16 protein-coding genes and 1 tRNA gene are annotated in these 17,694 nt (G+C 42.4%); 5 read left to right on the top strand and 12 right to left on the bottom strand.

Annotation, left to right across the window (positions count from 1 at the left end):
- Nucleotides 1–58 precede the first annotated feature (58 nt).
- From NSP_RS17285 to carA, 5 genes are all read right to left on the bottom strand, one after another.
- Nucleotides 59–361: a DUF1816 domain-containing protein gene (locus NSP_RS17285; RefSeq protein WP_006196877.1), complete on the bottom strand. Its 303-nt coding sequence runs from the start codon at nt 359–361 to the stop codon at nt 59–61.
- Nucleotides 362–460: 99 nt separating this feature from the next.
- Nucleotides 461–1,432 carry a 23S rRNA (guanosine(2251)-2'-O)-methyltransferase RlmB gene (gene rlmB / locus NSP_RS17290; RefSeq protein WP_006196878.1) on the bottom strand — a complete coding sequence of 324 codons (972 nt, stop codon included), beginning with the start codon at nt 1,430–1,432 and terminating at the stop codon, nt 461–463.
- Nucleotides 1,433–1,530: 98 nt separating this feature from the next.
- On the bottom strand, nt 1,531–2,049 hold the full coding sequence (locus NSP_RS17295) for a Mini-ribonuclease 3 (protein ID WP_006196879.1): 519 nt from the start codon (nt 2,047–2,049) through the stop codon (nt 1,531–1,533).
- A 309-nt stretch (nt 2,050–2,358) separates the two neighbouring features.
- Nucleotides 2,359–2,754 (bottom strand): STAS domain-containing protein, encoded by a 396-nt coding sequence (locus NSP_RS17300; protein ID WP_173403298.1) that lies wholly within the window; start codon nt 2,752–2,754, stop codon nt 2,359–2,361.
- A 241-nt stretch (nt 2,755–2,995) separates the two neighbouring features.
- Nucleotides 2,996–4,138 (bottom strand): glutamine-hydrolyzing carbamoyl-phosphate synthase small subunit, encoded by a 1,143-nt coding sequence (gene carA, locus NSP_RS17305; protein ID WP_006196881.1) that lies wholly within the window; start codon nt 4,136–4,138, stop codon nt 2,996–2,998.
- A gap of 305 nt (nt 4,139–4,443) precedes the next feature.
- Between carA and NSP_RS17310 the strand changes: the two genes are divergently transcribed.
- On the top strand, nt 4,444–5,538 hold the full coding sequence (locus NSP_RS17310; RefSeq protein ID WP_017804280.1) for a retropepsin-like aspartic protease family protein: 1,095 nt from the start codon (nt 4,444–4,446) through the stop codon (nt 5,536–5,538).
- Here the strand turns inward: NSP_RS17310 and trpD are convergent.
- From trpD to NSP_RS17325, 3 genes are all read right to left on the bottom strand, one after another.
- Nucleotides 5,468–6,544, bottom strand: a complete 1,077-nt coding sequence (gene trpD, locus NSP_RS17315; protein WP_006196884.1) for an anthranilate phosphoribosyltransferase — start codon at nt 6,542–6,544, stop codon at nt 5,468–5,470. The genes NSP_RS17310 and trpD overlap by 71 nt on opposite strands.
- 443 nt (nt 6,545–6,987) lie before the next feature.
- Nucleotides 6,988–7,260, bottom strand: a complete 273-nt coding sequence (locus tag NSP_RS17320; protein WP_006196885.1) for a DUF7219 family protein — start codon at nt 7,258–7,260, stop codon at nt 6,988–6,990.
- 526 nt (nt 7,261–7,786) lie between these two features.
- Nucleotides 7,787–7,969, bottom strand: coding sequence for a hypothetical protein (locus tag NSP_RS17325; protein ID WP_006196886.1), 183 nt, complete (start codon nt 7,967–7,969; stop codon nt 7,787–7,789).
- 285 nt (nt 7,970–8,254) lie between these two features.
- Here NSP_RS17325 and trmFO point away from each other — a divergent pair, with 285 nt between their 5' ends.
- From trmFO to NSP_RS17340, 3 genes are all read left to right on the top strand, one after another.
- Nucleotides 8,255–9,568, top strand: coding sequence for an FADH(2)-oxidizing methylenetetrahydrofolate--tRNA-(uracil(54)-C(5))-methyltransferase TrmFO (gene trmFO, locus NSP_RS17330; RefSeq protein WP_006196887.1), 1,314 nt, complete (start codon nt 8,255–8,257; stop codon nt 9,566–9,568).
- 175 nt (nt 9,569–9,743) lie between these two features.
- Complete coding sequence (locus NSP_RS17335) at nt 9,744–10,928, top strand: murein hydrolase activator EnvC family protein (protein ID WP_006196888.1); 1,185 nt, start codon at nt 9,744–9,746, stop codon at nt 10,926–10,928.
- A gap of 26 nt (nt 10,929–10,954) precedes the next feature.
- Nucleotides 10,955–11,027: transfer RNA gene (locus tag NSP_RS17340), tRNA-Arg, on the top strand.
- 77 nt (nt 11,028–11,104) lie between these two features.
- On the opposite strand, the gene NSP_RS17345 is transcribed toward NSP_RS17340, so the two are convergent.
- From NSP_RS17345 to NSP_RS17355, 3 genes are all read right to left on the bottom strand, one after another.
- Nucleotides 11,105–12,265, bottom strand: coding sequence for a hybrid sensor histidine kinase/response regulator (locus tag NSP_RS17345; protein ID WP_006196889.1), 1,161 nt, complete (start codon nt 12,263–12,265; stop codon nt 11,105–11,107).
- A 187-nt stretch (nt 12,266–12,452) separates the two neighbouring features.
- Nucleotides 12,453–12,899 carry a response regulator gene (locus NSP_RS17350; protein ID WP_006196890.1) on the bottom strand — a complete coding sequence of 149 codons (447 nt, stop codon included), beginning with the start codon at nt 12,897–12,899 and terminating at the stop codon, nt 12,453–12,455.
- Nucleotides 12,853–15,150 carry a sensor histidine kinase gene (locus tag NSP_RS17355; protein ID WP_006196891.1) on the bottom strand — a complete coding sequence of 766 codons (2,298 nt, stop codon included), beginning with the start codon at nt 15,148–15,150 and terminating at the stop codon, nt 12,853–12,855. Before NSP_RS17355 ends, NSP_RS17350 begins: the two co-directional genes overlap by 47 nt.
- A 739-nt stretch (nt 15,151–15,889) precedes the next feature.
- Between NSP_RS17355 and NSP_RS17360 the strand changes: the two genes are divergently transcribed.
- Nucleotides 15,890–16,087, top strand: coding sequence for a hypothetical protein (locus tag NSP_RS17360; RefSeq protein ID WP_006196892.1), 198 nt, complete (start codon nt 15,890–15,892; stop codon nt 16,085–16,087).
- 199 nt (nt 16,088–16,286) lie between these two features.
- Here the strand turns inward: NSP_RS17360 and NSP_RS17365 are convergent, their stop codons facing one another.
- Nucleotides 16,287–17,624 (bottom strand): murein transglycosylase A family protein, encoded by a 1,338-nt coding sequence (locus NSP_RS17365; RefSeq protein WP_006196893.1) that lies wholly within the window; start codon nt 17,622–17,624, stop codon nt 16,287–16,289.
- Between the last annotated feature and the right edge of the window lie 70 nt (nt 17,625–17,694).

Genomic DNA, 17,694 nt, shown 5'->3' on the forward strand with positions numbered 1-17,694 from the left:
ACTCATACCATAGTTCCCAAGTTTAACCTGAGAACTATGGAGGCCCTTTGAATTTGGATTATATCTGACCGCTAAAGGCAGGCTTTACTTTGCGGTCAATCCTTTCCCCCAAGTCTTCAGCAATTGTTAAAGTACCTGGTTTACAGCGTTTGACATTCACAAGTATTCCTTGCGCCCCTTCGACCTCCAAATCTTCTACGTAGCCTTTGAGAGCCACTTTCGCATCAGCAGAACTCAAAAATGGACCGAAGTAGTAGGTACAACGGGGATTTTGCGTCACAATTTCCACCCACCAAGCTAGGCCTAGGTTGTGGAATGTGTTAATCAATGATTCCTTCAGGTGATTCCAAATTGTTTGCATGGTTGTAGCCGATTTATCAATGTGGTACTGAATATTAAAGGAAAGGATATCGTATCGTTTTTTCTTTTACATTTCTTTATACTCTGTTACGGTCTTTTTTTAAAGGGGTTTTGGTAATTTATCTAGGTACAAAGTGTTTAACGACCGTTGGCGATAGATTTCATAAAGCGCCATACCCGCCGCCACTGAAGCGTTGAGACTAGGAGTTTTGCCCAGCAGGGGTATTGAGACCAAGACATCGCACGAGCGCTGTGTGAGCATACTCAGTCCTTCGCCTTCCGAACCGATAACCAGAACAATGGGGCCACTAAATTTCACTGTATGCAGGGGTTCGCTGCCTGTGGTAGCAGTACCATAAATCCAGAAGCCAGCTTCCTTCAATTCTTCTAAGGCGCGGCTGAGGTTGACTACTCTGGCTACAGAAAAGTTTTCTAAAGCACCTGCGGCCACTTTCATCACAGTAGAAGTGATTCCTGATGCCCTTCTTTGAGGGATCACCAGTCCCTGAGCGCCTATGGCTTCAGCAGTGCGAATAATTGCTCCCAAATTGTGGGGGTCAGTAATTCCCTCAGCTACCACAATTACAGGGTCAGTCACAGATTTCGCTTGTGCAATTAAATCAGACAACTCCATGTAGTCGTGGGGGGCTACTTGGGCTGCGATCCCTTGGTGATTAGCCCGGTCGGTGATTTGGTCTAAGCGTTTTGGCTCAACTTCATCAATGACTGTGCCATTTTCCTTGGCTTGCAGCAGTAAATGATGGAAGCGATGGTCGTAACGCAGACGAGTAGTAATCCAGATGCGGTTTAGTCCCCGTTCACCTTCTAAAGCGCTTAAAACTGGATGGCGACCGTAAATTAAATCGCTATCTTCTGGGGGTTTTGAGGCTACTGGGGATACATGGGGATCAATGCGATGTGGGCTTGTGCCTCTGGACACAGGCTTTTTATCGCGCTCGCCGACGCGGGGACTGCGAATAGAACTAGGAATAATCCGCTTACCCTTCAATTTGAGGGATTGACCACGATTAGGTTCGCTAGGAGTTTGGATTTTCCTGGGTTTACTTGTCATATAAATTTTGGGTATAGTTTATTGGGTGGACGTTGTGATTCTGTGAATTTACTGAACCCCCAAGTGCTGACTTTCCTGTCCTGAGATTGAGTCACGCACTATTTCTCTAGATGGAGTTTTTGCAACAATTCGGTTAAGCGTGGGAAATCGGTGAGATAAAGGTAGCCAATTAAAGTTTCTAAACTTGTTGCCTGTTGATAGATTTTGGGATCAACTCGCTTAGGTCGTCCTGAAGCGGCATTACGCCCTCGACGGACAATTTCTAATTCGGCTGGACTCAGATGCGGAGTAAGCGATCGCAAATGAAGCGCTTGTGTTTCGGCTCTTACCTGTGCTACTACCAAACAATGGTAGGTTTTTGTCTGTTGTATAGGCAACAGATAGAACATCCTAACATACAATTCATAAATTGCGTCACCTATATAGGCTAAAGCCAAAGGCGACATTTGTTGTATTTGTGATGGAGAAATATCTAGAGGTAATGTCCCGGTGGTTGCCAACAATGCTTGATGCCAAGACGAATCCGGTGTGAGTGTTTCATCTTGTCCATCTAATAGCTCTTTTTCCTGTGATGTCACAAATTCATCATTCCTTAACCGGCTATAGTTGGCAGGCATCTTCAGAGATTTTTTATTTGTTATTTCTGAAACCAGCCATGTTGGTACACCTGTTCCTCATCAAAACTGTCAAATATTATTTCTTAATTTTAACCTTTTTTGATTGGTAGTTTACCTTGAGCAGCAATCAAGTGTATCAGATAATCAAGCTATTTGACTAACTTAACCAGCTTTTTATATTAAATTTTAACTAATTTTTAAACCTCTCTCGCCAGGAGAGAGGTTTTTTTGTCAGCGTTTCTATAAATTAAGCTACCCAGATATAATTTCAGTCAGCTGATTGTACCTGTTTAGATAAAGCGATCAAGACTACTTGATGTTTTCTAAAGCCGCATCAACTGAAGTTTGCAGGGCTAGAAACTTTTCTAAGCGAACAAGCTTGACCGTTTGAGTAACGCGGGCATTTGTGACAATTTGCAAAGTACCTTCGGCAGTTTGAGCTTGTTTAGCTAGCTGCACCAAAGCGCCCAATCCGGAGCTATCAACAAAGTCAATTTGTGAGAGATCCAGGATAATATGCTTGGGACCCTCATCAATTTTATTGCCAAGTACCTTGCGAAAAGTCGGCTCAGAAAATGCGTCTAACAAACCTGTGAGGCGGAATAGCTGACAGTTATCCCGGACTTCGCGAGTGCCTCTCAGGCTCACGGTTAGATTCAATGACTCAGCAATAATTCCCTCCTCATGGTTAAAGCGAACGCTCAAGTATAGATGGTTTTAGCACAAATTGTCTACAATCTGTTGGGATACGGGAAGTAGGGGCATGGGTGAATAGCACGAAGTTAAGCGCAAAGCCCTGATAAAACTGGCTTTTGGGTGTGGTCCGTGTGGGAAGAGAGGGGAGTGTGGGAAGAGGCAGAGGGGAAGGGCGCTTGAACTGGGGCGGAGTACAAGCGACCTCTGGGTCTTCTCCCCTGCACCCTGCACCCTGCACCCCTGCTTCTTTTTACCGGTTCGTTCGCATGGCTTGGACAAATTGCTCAAATAAGTAGTCAGCATCATGAGGGCCAGGACTAGCCTCCGGGTGATACTGAACCGAAAATATAGGCAGAGACTTATGACGTAACCCAGCAACCGTGCGATCATTGAGGTTCAGGTGGCTAACTTCCACAACTTCAGCAGGTAATGAATCTGGGTCAATAGCAAAACTGTGGTTTTGGCTGGTAATTTCTATCTTCTGCTGTAGTCCGGCGGGCTGATTTAAACCACGATGACCAAATTTTAGCTTATAAGTTTCTGCCCCTAGAGCGTGACCTAAAATTTGGTGTCCCATACAAATGCCGAATATCGGTTTTTGACTTTCCAGCAATGCTTTGGCAGTTGTAATGCCTTCCGTCACGGCCGCTGGGTCCCCTGGTCCATTGGAAAGAAAGATCCCATCTGGGTTGTATTTGAGGATTTCCTCTGGTGGTGTATCTACAGGTACAACGATGACTCGGCAACCGTAACTTGCTAGGCGACGCAAAATATTCCGTTTGACACCAAAGTCAAGGGCGACAACAGTGAAAGACTCTTCCTGATTGACCACAGATTCCGAGTTGAATTCCCAAGCTGGAATTGTGGCCTCTGTCCATTCATACACCGTGGGGGTGGTAACTTGACGCGCCAAGTTTAAACCAGCCATGCTAGGTGCTGCTAGTACCTGCTCTAACAATTCCGCTTCATCTAGAATTGATGTAGAAATACCGCCATTCATGGCTCCTAGTGTGCGAATTTTGCGCGTGAGAGCGCGGGTATCAATGCCGTAGATACCGGGTATTTGGTGCTGATTCAGGTAATCAGGCAGGGATTGTGTTGAGCGCCAGTTACTGGGTCGATGACAAATATTGCGAGCGATCGCCCCAGCACACAGAGGCCGATCTGATTCTTCGTCTTCAACGTTAATGCCAGTATTCCCTAATTCCGGATAGGTAAAAATGATAATCTGACCGCAGTAACTAGGGTCAGTCAGGACTTCTTGATATCCAGTCATGCCGGTGTTGAATACCACTTCCCCGATTTTGGTTCCCGTTGCACCAAAAGACCAACCGCGATAAGTAGTTCCATCGGCCAAGACAAGTAGAGCAGGTATTGTGTCAGACAGAGGCATAGGTGATTAAAACAAAAGGATTAGGGTTAAATATTGAGCATGGGGCGTAACCCCGGTTTCAAAGGAGGCAATTCTTTTCTCCACCCCCACGTCAGCAAAGCGGGGCGTTAGCACAGTGTAGCAAAGCTTGACTTTGGGTATAGTGGAAGAGTGATTGTGGTGATTGTTGAAATTTATATGCGCCGTCAGCAGTCAACAATTAATAATAAGCAGTCTTTACTCCCTAATTGAGCTAATACTGCAAATATTAATTATCCCATGTCAAACTCTCTAAGTCCCTTACCTATGTAAAATTGAAGTTAATTATGCTTCAGTCGTTTTTATCTCGTGCAACCCTGATTTTTCTCTCCAGCACTCTGGCACTTTTGGGTGTTGCTTGTGAGCAAAAAACTGGGTCTGAGGGTAGCCGTTCGCGTAGCGTGCCTGAGACAAGCCAACACACTTCTGGGACTATTAGCAATCAAAATGCGGGAGAAAATGATAATTTGGCTGCGTCGTCTCCTGTGAAAGCGATCGCACCACAAACATTGCCAGCGTCCAAAACACCACCATCAGAACCCGCAATCAATTATTTTGAACTGGGTCTAGATAAAGCTATGGGGGCTTGGAGTATCAGTCAATCGGCTCAATCGCCAGATGATTGGCAGTTGGTAGTCAGTCAGTACCGAGATGCGATCGCTCTCATGGAAAAAGTGCCTCGCCACAGCCCAGAATTTACCATCGCCCAAGCCAAAATTAACGAATACCGCAGCCATGTAAAAATAGCCAGAGAAAGAGATATTCCTCGCCCCGTCCAGTCAGCAAACACAGGTAATCAGAGGATTATCGTCGCTGTTCCCCAACCGCCAAACCTGGGGTCTAACTATACCCTGACTCCACCTGCATCTACACAACAGCCACCAGTAAAACCCATTTCGCCGAGATCAGCATTTCTCACCCCAGAAAAACAGGTATTTATTGCCCCTATCAAACGACGCATGGGGGGAACGCCAATTGTGGAAGTCACCTTCAACAACCAGCAGAAATTTGAAATGATTGTTGATACAGGAGCCAGTGGCACAGTCATTACCCAAGAAATGGCCAATGCCTTGGCAGTTGTGCAAGTGGGAACAGTCAAGGCCAATACTGCCAGTGCCAGAACAGTAGATTTTCCCATTGGTTATGTTGATTCCATGGCCGTTGGTGGGGTGAAGGTGAATAGAGTTGCAGTGGCGATCGCGGGACCAGAACTAGAAACTGGATTATTAGGTCACGACTTTTTTGGTAACTATGATGTCACCATTAGACGCGATGTTGTCGAGTTTAGCCCCCACCAATCACGCTTACAAGTTAATCCTGTAGAAACTGGACTAGCTGTGACAATTTTTCCCAAGCAGAACCACTCTGAAGAATTTCCCTAGACACACTCACACCTTGAGCATGGTCTAACCACGGAATTGCACCCGCCACTTGCAGAGCCAAGGAAGCATTTAATGCCACAGCGTCTTGTTGTGCCTGAGTTCCCTGACCTTGTAACACTGCTCTGAGAATCACGGCATTTTCTTGCACATCCCCACCCCGGAGTGCCGCGATGGGAGCAGTAGTTACACCTACTTCTTCGGGATTGAGAGTAGTTAACTGCACTTCACCCTCTGATAAAACTGCCAAATCAGTTATATCTCCTAACCCAGCCTCATCCAGTCTTTCTCGCCCATGTAAGACAATGGCTTTTTGTTTGCCTAAATTATGTAACGCTTGGGCAACAGTTGTTAAAAGTTTGGGCGTAAATAGCCCGACTACTTGCCCATTAGGATACAAGGGATTGACTAATGGTCCGAGTAAATTAAATACTGTTCGCACTTTGAGAGTCCGACGCAAAGAAGCAACAGCTTTGAGTGCGGGATGCCACCCAGGGGCAAACAAGAAAGTGATCCCCACCTCTTGTACTGCCGCTTGCACCTTTTGACTGTCAGCACTCAGATTTACTCCCAATGCTTCTAACACATCCGCGCTGCCTGTGAGACTTGACGCGGAGCGATTTCCATGCTTTGCAACGGGTACACCGTAAGCAGCCGCAACAAAAGCAACAGCTGTGGAAATGTTAAAGGTTGATGAACCGTCGCCGCCAGTCCCACAGGTATCAATGAGAGTGGGAATGACGAATGGGGTGGATTCTTTCCCAGTCCCCAGTTTTGATTGGGACTGTAATACTTCAGCCATCCCCGTCAACTCTTCGGCGGAAATGCCTTTAAAGTTCAGCGCTGTTAAAATCGCCCCTGATAATTCTGGCGGCACAGCTTCATTTAACCACCCTTGCATCAATTGAGCAGCTTGAATGCGGCTTAATGATTGACTATCCATTAATTGTTGCAGCAGCAGATGCCAGTTAGCAGAGGATTCTGGAGCAGAAATTGGGGAAGTTGCCATAGTCTTACTTCTTTGTAGGGTGTCGCTCAGTTGAAGATATGGGAGCTATCCTACCGAAAAATGGGAACCTAGCAGTCAAATAAGAGGAAAGGGGCAGAAGCAATGCATTATTTCCGGCAAGTTTAGTTAAGAAAAGGTTATAAGAACCACAAAATTTAGTTAAAATAAAATAATTATCGGATTTCAGTCATATAATTTCATTCTGAAGATGCAGAATTTATAGGAGGAATATTGTATACCTCACACAGTGTTAAAGTAGGGGATAAAGTTTTGATACTACGTCCAGCATACGTAATCGGCAAAGTGGGCGTAGTTTGTGGACTGGAATCAAACTCGGACAATCCAGCTAACACGCGTTGGATTATCCAAATAGAATCGGAAAATATGGTGGTGTCACTCACCCCGGATGAGTTTCACCGGACTTAGCCCGCGATTTAAATAATTCACGGTGTTGTCGGTGGTTCTACTTCGTTTTCGTTAGCAATACTCAGTTGTTTTTTGCTGCGTTTCAACTGTTTCCAAAGAGTTTTAATTTTTTTATAAGCTTCTTGGGGAGTCAGTTTCCCAGATGTTTCTAAACTGGAAATGTAGCTGACTCTTTGAGCAAATTCTTGGAGATTAGCATTAAATACTAAGTTTTCTGGCTTAAATTGACCATAGTAGCGACTGCGAGGGTAAATAAATTTGTTTTTATCTTCCTGATTCGCCTCTGCCATCAGTTGACCCCCTATAAATTAGTTTTCATGAATAATTAATTAATCTAACAACTGGCGTGATTAATTTTCTGCCAATTTTTGAACCTCCCCACGTCTAAAGCCAGGGGATTCTTGCCCACCTGAAAAAGGCGACAACGGGACATTCAAGTATCCCTCTACTCACTCAAAGAGCTTTTGCTCTCATTCGCGCATACTTTCTGAGTCCTTCATATTTTAAAGATGAACGCTCCATATCCTGCCCTTATTCGCCCTTTAACTATTCCGAATCGAGTCGGATATGTCCGTTGCCGGGATTGCTCCGTACTAGGATACTTCAATGCGCTGAAGGTTATTCCTACTTGTTTTCTCGCTAATCTGTTTTAACACTGTGGCTAAAGCCACGCAATCGTTTGACGGAACTTAAAAGTTCTTACCGCCTTCTCCCCATGCCTAAAGTCAGGGGCTTGCGTCTCGTTTTTCGGTCAAAACTTTTTATCTCCCTCAAAAATAGTAGAGACACGAATACTCGTGTCTCTCAGAGGTCTTTTCAGAAGAAATTTTCTTCTCCATGACTGTATGCGGCTACTAGAACTTGTTGTGATGTTAATTGACTAATAGGTGCTGGTTTCATGTCCCGGTAGTCCAGCAATTGCACTAAAATTAAGTAGGCGATCGCTAAAAGAATTGAAATTGCACCTGTAATAACTGCAACTATTTTCGAGCGGTTCATTAGTATTTCCTCTGAGTAATTTTTCTAGTTATTAAGTTATTATAAAATTTTACACGCGACATCTCATTATAGCGATTCCTATCTCAATAGGTACTACAAGAATTATTCGACCACAGATAAACACAGATAAACACAGATGTAGACGCGAAATTCCGCTTGTCGTAGGCTACACAGATAAATCCGTACCTTAGCAGTCCTAGAAAGGTTATAACTTGATCATTTATGATGATTTATATGCACTTCCAGCAAATTTAAATTGGGTAACTGAGCGGATAAATAAATAATATGGATAAACAACCGATACAAGTAATTGGAGGTGGACTAGCTGGGACAGAAGCAGCTTGGCAAATAGCCCAGGCTGGAGTGCCGGTGATTTTCCATGAAATGCGCCCAAAACGCTTTAGTCCTGCACACCATACAGAACATCTGGCGGAATTAGTCTGTAGTAATTCCTTTGGGGCTATGGCAAGCGATCGCGCTACCGGATTATTACACGAAGAGCTACGTCAACTCAATTCCATTGTCATCTCCAAAGCCGATGAACACGCCGTTCCGGCTGGTGGGGCGCTAGCTGTAGACAGAGGAAAATTTAGCCAAGACTTGACGGAAACTTTATCTAACCATCCTTTAATTGAATTTCGCCGGGGTGAAGTCCCAGCTATCCCTGAAGGAATCGTAGTTTTGGCAACCGGACCTTTAACCAGTCCTGATTTAGCCGCAGATTTGCACCGCGTAACGGGGATCGAATACCTCAGCTTTTTTGATGCTGCTAGTCCCATCGTTGTGGGAGAATCGATTAACCATGATGTGGCTTTTATGGCATCGCGTTATGACAAAGGTGAAGCGGCGTACCTGAATTGTCCGATGAATAAAGAGCAATATCTGCACTTTTGGACAGAACTTCGTCAAGCCGAACAAACTGAAATCAAGGATTTTGAACGGGAAACCGCGAAATTTTTTGAAGCTTGTTTACCCATTGAGGAACAAGCGCACCGGGGAGAAGACACAATGCGTTACGGTCCCCTGAAGCCCGTGGGATTGTCTGATAATCGCACCGGGGAACGTCCCTATGCAGTGGTACAATTACGGCAAGAAGATAAAGCTGGTCAACTTTGGAACATGGTAGGATTCCAAACTAACCTGCGCTGGGGTGAACAAAAGCGAGTTTTTCGCCTAATTCCTGGTTTAGAAAATGCCGAATTTGTCCGCCTGGGAGTCATGCACCGCAACACTTTTCTGAATGCGCCCCAGTTAATGCACTCGACTTTGCAATTTAAGCAGCGTCCCACTTTGTTAGCGGCTGGACAGTTAATTGGTACTGAAGGTTACACCGCCGCCGCCGCAGATGGTTGGTTAGCCGGAACTAATGCAGCGCGCATCGCTTTGGGTAAGGAACCATTGACAGCACCACCAACGACGATGATGGGGGCGTTATTGGAGTTTATTAGTTCGGCTTCACCGAAGCATTTTCAACCAATGCCGCCGAATTTTGGGATTTTACCAGATTTGGGGGTGAAAATTAAGAGTAAGCCGGAGCGTTATGGACGTTATCGCGATCGCTCTTTGGCTGATTTAGCAAGTTGGAAAAATCAGTTTTAACAGTTATCAGTTATCAGTTATCAGTTAAGAGACATAATTGGGTCTAAATCCTCCACTTCATGCCTTGTTCACTGTTAACTGTTGACTGTTAACTGTTAACTGATTTCATCATGTTAGATTTTGCCGAGTTTGGGGAATAATGCTGTAGATGCCTGCAATTGCCTAAATCAACAGCATGAGATCGCTATTTTTTCCCCAAACAAAATTATTTTGGTTATGTCTTGCATTATGCTGTGTTTTGTGCTTTGGTTTAGGATGGCTGCCAGGATCTGCAAATACCCCATCATCAATTGATACTCTCAAACAACAGCAGCAACAAATTAACAAAGAGCGTGAAAAGACGATTCAGCAGCGCGATCGCTTGACTGATTTGCAAGAAGCGGCAGAAAATCGGTTGACTGGTTTAAATCAAAATTTGCAAACGACAAATACTCATATTCAAGATAGTGAGTTACGATTACGACTGGCTACTGAAAACCTGGAAGCATTAGAAGCAGTTTTACTGGTAACAGAAAGTGATTATGAAAAAAGTCGCACAGCAACAGTGGCTAGGTTGCGGTATCTTCAGCGATCGCCTGCTTCGCAAGGATTGGCGGTTTTACTCCAAAGCCAAAATATCAGCGACTTTATCCGCCGTCGTCGTCAACTGAAGTTAGTTTATCAGGCTGACCAAAAGATTTTAGCGCAACTCAACGCCCAAGCAAACTCGATAAATGAACAAAAAACGGCAGTAGCACAGCAAAAAAACGAAATTGCTTTGATTCGTCAGCAGTTATTGCTACAAAAAGCCGATTATCAACTTCAGGCGGAATCACAGTCAGAATTGGTTGAACGTTTAAATAGCGATCGCCTAGCTTTAGAAGCCGCACAAAACCAGCTTGATAGAGATTCTAAAAATATATCCGTCTTGATTCAAAACAAAGTAGCACAAGCCCAAGCCAAAGCCAACAGCCGCAGCAACATCCTGATTCGGGGAAGTGGAATACTCGCTTTTCCTAGCAACGCACGTACTAGCAGCGCCTTTGGTTGGCGAATACATCCGATTTTAGGATATCGTCGCTTTCATTCCGGGTTAGATTTTGCCGCCAGTTATGGTAGTAAAATTAGAGCAGCCGATTCGGGAAACGTGATTTTTGCAGGTTGGTACGGTGGTTATGGCAGAACCGTAATTATCGATCACGGTCAAGATAAGACTACCTTATATGCACACGCCAGCGAGTTGTATGTTTCCGAAGGACAATCTGTAGAACGAGGACAAGCGATCGCATCTGTCGGTTCCACAGGTTTATCTACAGGGCCTCACCTGCATTTTGAAGTACGTCGCAATGGTACTCCCGTAAACCCTGCGGATTATTTATAAAACTGTGCTATAATTAAGCAAAGTTAGGGCGTGTGGCTCAGTGGATAGAGCAACAGATTCCGGTTCTGTGGGTCGGGGGTTCAAATCCCTCCACGCTCGTTGATTTTATAAGACTAACCACAAAACAGAAAGTTGATTTTCTCTCACTTCAGCCTATTTTATAGTTCTATTTCCATTCACATTACAGGAAGAGTTACGGTGAATGCTGTACCTATTCCGACTTTACTATTAACTAAAATCTCTCCACCATGCGCTTCAACACACTTCTTAACAATAGACAAACCTAAACCAGTTCCCGGAATTTCTCCAACATTGGCTGCACGATGGAAAGGGTGAAACAGCATTGGTAAATCTTCTTTGGGAATGCCAATTCCGCAATCTTGAATAAGGAAAGTTACTGTGTGTTTTTGAGAAATGAGTTCAAACTGAATTTTGCCGCCTGGTTGGGAATACTTAATTGCATTGCCTAGTAAATTCCCTAAAATATGACGCAGTAGGATTTCATCCCAAACTGCATCACCTAATTTTCCTACACTAGTAAATTCTATAGTTAAGTTTTTCTCCTGTGTACTCAATTCAGCTTCATCAATTAGTTGTTGGCAGAATAATTCCAAATCTAAACCAAAGAGTTCACATTGCAGTTTTCCAGCATCGGCTTGACCTATCAATGAAACTTCATCTAATAGCTGCGCCATGTTTTTGATTGCTGAACGAATCATTTCTAAATGATTATATTTTGTCTCTTTGGTGAGTTTGTCATCATAATTTTGCAATAATCCCGCAGCTAAGAGAATCGTATTTAGAGGATTACGGATATCATGAGAAAGCATCGAAACAAATTCAGATTTAAACTGATTAAGTTCATTAGCTTTTACTAGTTCCGCAGTTCGTTCTTCCACCCGTACCTCTAAGCTTTGGTTCACTGTGCGTAATGTTTCCAACGCTTGCTTACGCTCAATTGCATAACATACAGAACGAACTAACACATCAACATTTACCTGTCGCTTCACAAGATAATCTTGCGCTCCCTGGCGTACTGCTTCAATTGCTAAGTCTTCATCATTAGTATTCGTTAATACTACAATTGGGGTACTGGGAGCATGATTCATCAGTACAGGTAGGGATGACAATCCTTGACTGTCAGGTAAAGTCAGATCCAATAAAATTACATCATAACTTTCCCTAGTTAATGCGTTAAGTGCTTCATTTAATCGCTTCACATGAGTTAAACGAAATTCTTTAGAGTCCGCTTGCCGCAAAAATTCCAGCAACAACCTAGCTTCTGGTAAGCTGTCTTCAATTAACAAAACTTTTACTAAGTTGCTCACAGTCATCATCTTTGGGTTTCACCCCCTATTTTTTAGTGCTGAGTGCTGAGTGGGTAGGGGCGGGTTTAAGCAGTGAGTTTGTGGTTCGTCGAAATCCTGAGTAAACCCGCCCTTACAGGAGTGTTGAGTGGGGAAAGTCCTGAGTGCTGACTAAGTTTCTTCCCCCCTGCCCCCTGCACCCTGCCCCCTTGCTTCTTCACTCTGATGGTAGCGTGACGGTAGATAGCCAAAAGTCTTCGATGCCTTTGACGATTTGAAAAAGCTGGCTGAGGTTGCGGGATTTAGTGATGTAGCAGTTGACGTGTAGGTCGTAACTGTGAAAAATATCATCTTCATTACGGGAGGTTGTTAAAACTACTACCGGAATGCGTTTGAGTGCTGGATCAGCTTTAATTTCTGACAGTACTTCTCGACCATCTTTTTTGGGTAAATTCAAATCCAGCAAAATCAGGTCTGGACGAGGTGCATCAGCATACTCGCCTTCCTGACGTAAATAAGCCATTGCGTCCATACCATCTCTGACTGTTACCACTTGGTGAGGTATTGAGCTATTTTTTAATGCTTCTTGGATCAGGCGGACATCGGCTTTGTTGTCTTCAACCAAAAATATGGTTTTGACTTTTTCTTCCGTTTCTACGCTCACGGTCACGTCCTCCCACGGGAATCGTAAAATAGAAGGTTGAACCTTCTCCCAGTTGTGATTCTACCCAGATTCGCCCCCGGTGGCACTCAATAATCTTTTTGCAGATGGCTAGACCCATACCTGTGCCGGGATATTCATCTCGCGTGTGCAAGCGTTGAAAGATGATAAAAATGCGATCGCTAAATTGGGGATCTAGGCCTATACCGTTATCTTTTACCCAAAATAACCACTCATCTTCTAACCTTTCGGCTCCTATATGGATTTTTGGTGGTTCATCGCTGCGGAATTTGATGGCGTTAGCAATGAGGTTGAGAAATAGCTGCATCAGTTGGGTGCTACCAGCCATGACGGTGGGTAAGGGGTCATGGGTAATAGTAGCCCCACTTTCAGTAATGCGTTGGCGTAAGTTGCTGAGGGCGCGTTCTAAAGGTGTTTCTACTTCCGTCAGTTGAAAGGCGATCGCCTGAGTATCTACTTTAGAATATACCAACACGTCATCAATTAAAGTCTGCATCAAGCTGACTCCTTCGACGGCGTAAGTAATAAATTCCTTAGCATCTTCATCCAGTTGTGCTTCATAGCGCATCTCTAACAACTGCACATAATTAGCCACTTGATTTAATGGTTCTTGCAAGTCATGGGAGGCGACGTAGGCAAACTTTTTCAACTCGGCGTTAGAACGTTCTAAATCATGAGCTAATTGTGCTAGTTCATCGGCTTGACGCAGAACAATATTGACAATTGCTTTCCGCAATTCTAATGCGGCTTTGATTTCGACATATCGCCACGGTAAAGAGGTGAGGCTGACTGTTTCTTTCCACAGTTCAAATGATTTGCGGGGACACAAACGCACATTACCATCTGTGTGACTCACTTCAAAGGCTTTATTAGGATCACCACCCCAATTCACAGTTTGAATTACTTCTGGTCGGAACCATAAAACATAATTGCGCTGGGAAATGGGAATTGCTAATAAACCACTGGCGACATTTTTAAATCTTTCGGCATCTGGATAGATTTGTGGCAGAGAATCTGTGTGGAAAACTTCATCTTCAACGTTATTTTTTAACCATTGTACTAAAAAATTTAGGTCTTCTGGTTGAGGAGTTTCTCCAATTACTGTACATTCTTCACCAAAACAGACAGCCGCACCTTGAGCGCTGGTTAAATCCAACAAATTCGGCTGATTTTTCTGCAAACCATCAATGAAGTTTTCTTCTTGGGACATATATTCCACTAACTTGGTTTGAATATATGTCAAATTCATCCGATAGTCGTAATCTTCTGTTTCTTCTCTGGCGGAAATTTCTGAAAATATAACTCGTCCTAAAAATTCACAAGCTTTCCGCAATTCATAGGAAACATATTTGGGTACTTGATGATGACAAGCGATTAATCCCCAGAGTTTTTGGTCTTTAATTAAGGAAATAGTCAAGGAAGCACCTACACCCATATTGTGTAAGTATTCTGTATGACAAGTAGCGGCGCTGCGGAGAATGGAATCAGTTAAATCAACCGGGCGATCGCTCAGTGGATTTTGAGCAGGTATAATCTGTATTGACTGGGCATGAGAATCGGGAATGATTCTGATGGAATTAGCAACAAATAATTTTCTGGCTGGTTTGGGTATATCTGACTCAGGATAATGTAATCCTAAGTATGGTTCCATACTTTCTAGCTTTTCTTCGGCGATAACTGAACCATGTCCGTCATCATCAAATTTATATAGCATCACCCGATCAAATCCGGTGACTTTTCGGACTTCTTGGACAATTATTTGGCAAAAATCATGCAAATTTGCCGTTGTTTCTAATTGGTTAATCGAAGCTTTGGCTAGATGATAAAAGCTCAGAAAAGGAATATTTTCACGAGAAACTGCGGGTTCTAGCTCTAAAATCAAAAATCCTTCGGAATTGCGGTGAAAAACTGCATCAAAAACTGCATATTCATCACCTTTTCTGCGTACCCAAATTTTTGTAGGATTGATAAATTCCAGATTACCTTCTGATATACCTGTTTTAATTCTTTCGATTTGAAACGGATCTAGCAGGTCTTCTAGTTTTGTTTGCAAAATATTTTCAGGATGAATCCCAAAAATACTCCAAGTATTGTTACTAATTTGTAATATTTTTAAATCTGGTTCTTCTAAAACCAAAAGCACCCCGTGGGGTTGAATATGCTTAAAAAGATGTATAGGAGCCTCTTTTAAGCTATTGACATTAATCCCTGGCAATTCTAATTCTATAGTCATTATGATCCGATCCTCCTCTGTTATTTGGGAGCATCAAAAGTAGAGTAGATATTTTTTATTATATATAAGTTACTCTACTTAGATGTTATTATGTAATATTTTGCAAAGCAACAAACAACTTTCCGAAACATTACTGATGAGCAATAATTGAGAAATTTAATCCAGTTCCTCAAATGTCAACGTTCTGACTTAATCTTGTTTTCATCAGCAATTCCTAAGATATATTTTTTTATACAGCTTTTTTTTTATTTCTTAGTAGTATTTTGCAGTGTTTCTTAAGCTGCTTGCGTTTAACAGTCTAACAGTCAATTCATTAAAATAAAGATAAGAAATATGAAAAATTTGCTGATTGATTATATTAGTATATATGTAGATATATTAATTACTAAGAAACACATTTTAAAACCCTTGCAGGGTAAGGATTTAAGGTTTTCCATCTCAACGTGCTTCCCAGGAGTAACTTACTCACCATAGCTTTATAGTACAAGTATACTATATAATTCCCTAAACCAACGGCGGGCAAGATGCCCACCCCACAAGATTTATAGTATTAATATGTGTACTTCATTTTTGTATAGTACAGGACTTACGCAAAAATTGCCAAGAATCTTGATTTATTGAACCGCCAAGTCGCCTTCGCGTAGCGTCTCCCCTTCTCCCAAAGGGAGAGGCTAGCGCCAAGGGAGAAGAACGCCAAGAAAACGCAGAGTCTGCGTAAGTCCTATAGTATAGAAAAGTTATGAATGAATCAACATTTACAATTTTTATTGTTTTTGGATTTATTTGGATTGTAATGGCTACTGTATCTGTAATTGCTCTCTTAAAAGCAGATGGGCAAAAAATTCGCTTTGGTAAAACGGGACTGATTGTGATTATTCCGATTATAGTCCCAATTATTTTTACCCTGGTGTATGCTGCATTTAGAGGTACATTCTGATTGATTTATCCCTTGAGTCTGTATACGAAAAGAATTAATTAACCACAGATAAACACAGATGAACACAGATAAATTTTAGGAAGATGAATTAAATAACAGACAAGTTCTGGTGTTTGACCTCACCCCACCTTTGACTTAAGTAAAATTCTCCCCTCTCCTTAGTAAGGAGAGGGGTTGGGGGTGAGGTTCTGTACATTCCTTACTTTTTCACAAGAAAATAGGCTGTAGCGTACTCAGGTAATTGTCTAATATGCTGCGTAAACTCTTGTCGATTCTTAAAAGTTCCTGCTAAGAAATCAAGTTGATGCAGATTAGGTAAAAATGCTCCGCCTGTATCAGCTATGACTCCCATTTGTAACTGTTTCTGCCCATTTCTCGTATGTTCAATTACGACTATTCTACCTAAGCCAATATTTAGGATATCTCCCGCAAATGTTACCCCTGGCTTGATGGAAATTTTTGCATCTATATTATGTCCATAACCTTTGATAGCGTCCACTTGTCGAAAGTACCAGTAACGTTTTTGGGCTGTGGGTTTTAATCCCTGGACATACGAAATACCATTATTTCTATCTACATTGAAAAATGCTTGACTACCATCGGTAAAATTAATCAGGATTGTTCCCTGCATTAAGGCTTCTTCTAAGCCTGCACGGGTTAAATAAGCGAGGGGCTTGACTCTACCATGTTCTTTACCACCAGGCTCATAAATACCTGATAAAACATCCTGTTTTGTGTATCTCGTGTAGAATTTATCAACAATATTGTCTTGTTTTAAACTGTAAATTGGTATATTATAAGTAGAGGTTTTGGTGCGAGAACCTGTATGCTCAAATACAGCATATTTTGTAATTCGCACTTGATTCTGCTTTTGGTTATTCGGATTATGGGCAGACCATTTAATTACTCGAAAATTATTATTAATAAATTCCGTATTTTGTAACCTGGTGGGACGATTGTTGGTAATATCCTCCCTTAATACAGTAATCATGAAATCTAAGGTTTTGATAATATCTTCTACAGTCACTCCTTGAGTATCCAGCAGCCCTTTGCGGAAAATGTTCTGGTCTTCAGCAGCGTGATCTTGAAAATATTTTATCGTGTTCACAAGCACAATTAATAAATCTGCTTGCTGGAATTTAATATTAGACTTTGGCAGTTTTCCCGGACTTAAAACTTGACTCCCTTGAATGCTAAACTTATATTTTTGCCACTCATCGATGACTGGATAACTTACGGGTATGGATGCTATATATTTATATTTCCCAAATGTTGAGGTGGTTTGTTGGCTGATACTTTGATCAGATATCTGGGGAAGACTAAAAGGATTATCAAAAATTGTGGCTAGTTTATAAACAGGTTGAATTGTCGCAGGTGAAATTTGTGATTTCGTTAACCAAGAATTTTCAGGTTGATGTTCGGGAATTTGTTGTTGAATTTTTGACTGCGTATATAAACCACTACTAGCCGCACTCACTAGCAATAAAGCAGCAAAACCTAATGTGAAGCGGAGTTTTTGGGTTGAGAAGATATGCATAAGCTGGAAAATCAATTTCTGATCATAAATAATAATGCTAATTTCTCGATTTGAAACAATATCAATTTTT

The organism is Nodularia spumigena CCY9414 (assembly GCF_000340565.2).
In the GTDB taxonomy this organism is placed as follows: Bacteria; Cyanobacteriota; Cyanobacteriia; order Cyanobacteriales; family Nostocaceae; genus Nodularia; species Nodularia spumigena.

Excerpts from the sequence above, each read along its gene's own strand:
- NSP_RS17335 (WP_006196888.1), top strand. The coding sequence starts at position 9,744 with ATGAGATCGCTATTTTTTCCCCAAACAAAATTATTTTGGTTATGTCTT.
- NSP_RS17360 (WP_006196892.1), top strand. The coding sequence starts at position 15,890 with ATGAATGAATCAACATTTACAATTTTTATTGTTTTTGGATTTATTTGG.
- rlmB (WP_006196878.1), bottom strand. The coding sequence starts at position 1,432 with ATGACAAGTAAACCCAGGAAAATCCAAACTCCTAGCGAACCTAATCGT.
- trmFO (WP_006196887.1), top strand. The coding sequence starts at position 8,255 with ATGGATAAACAACCGATACAAGTAATTGGAGGTGGACTAGCTGGGACA.
- NSP_RS17325 (WP_006196886.1), bottom strand. The coding sequence starts at position 7,969 with ATGAACCGCTCGAAAATAGTTGCAGTTATTACAGGTGCAATTTCAATT.
- NSP_RS17295 (WP_006196879.1), bottom strand. The coding sequence starts at position 2,049 with ATGCCTGCCAACTATAGCCGGTTAAGGAATGATGAATTTGTGACATCA.
- NSP_RS17345 (WP_006196889.1), bottom strand. The coding sequence starts at position 12,265 with ATGATGACTGTGAGCAACTTAGTAAAAGTTTTGTTAATTGAAGACAGC.
- carA (WP_006196881.1), bottom strand. The coding sequence starts at position 4,138 with ATGCCTCTGTCTGACACAATACCTGCTCTACTTGTCTTGGCCGATGGA.
- NSP_RS17355 (WP_006196891.1), bottom strand. The coding sequence starts at position 15,150 with ATGACTATAGAATTAGAATTGCCAGGGATTAATGTCAATAGCTTAAAA.
- NSP_RS17310 (WP_017804280.1), top strand. The coding sequence starts at position 4,444 with ATGCTTCAGTCGTTTTTATCTCGTGCAACCCTGATTTTTCTCTCCAGC.
- trpD (WP_006196884.1), bottom strand. The coding sequence starts at position 6,544 with ATGGCAACTTCCCCAATTTCTGCTCCAGAATCCTCTGCTAACTGGCAT.
- NSP_RS17365 (WP_006196893.1), bottom strand. The coding sequence starts at position 17,624 with ATGCATATCTTCTCAACCCAAAAACTCCGCTTCACATTAGGTTTTGCT.
- NSP_RS17320 (WP_006196885.1), bottom strand. The coding sequence starts at position 7,260 with ATGGCAGAGGCGAATCAGGAAGATAAAAACAAATTTATTTACCCTCGC.
- NSP_RS17285 (WP_006196877.1), bottom strand. The coding sequence starts at position 361 with ATGCAAACAATTTGGAATCACCTGAAGGAATCATTGATTAACACATTC.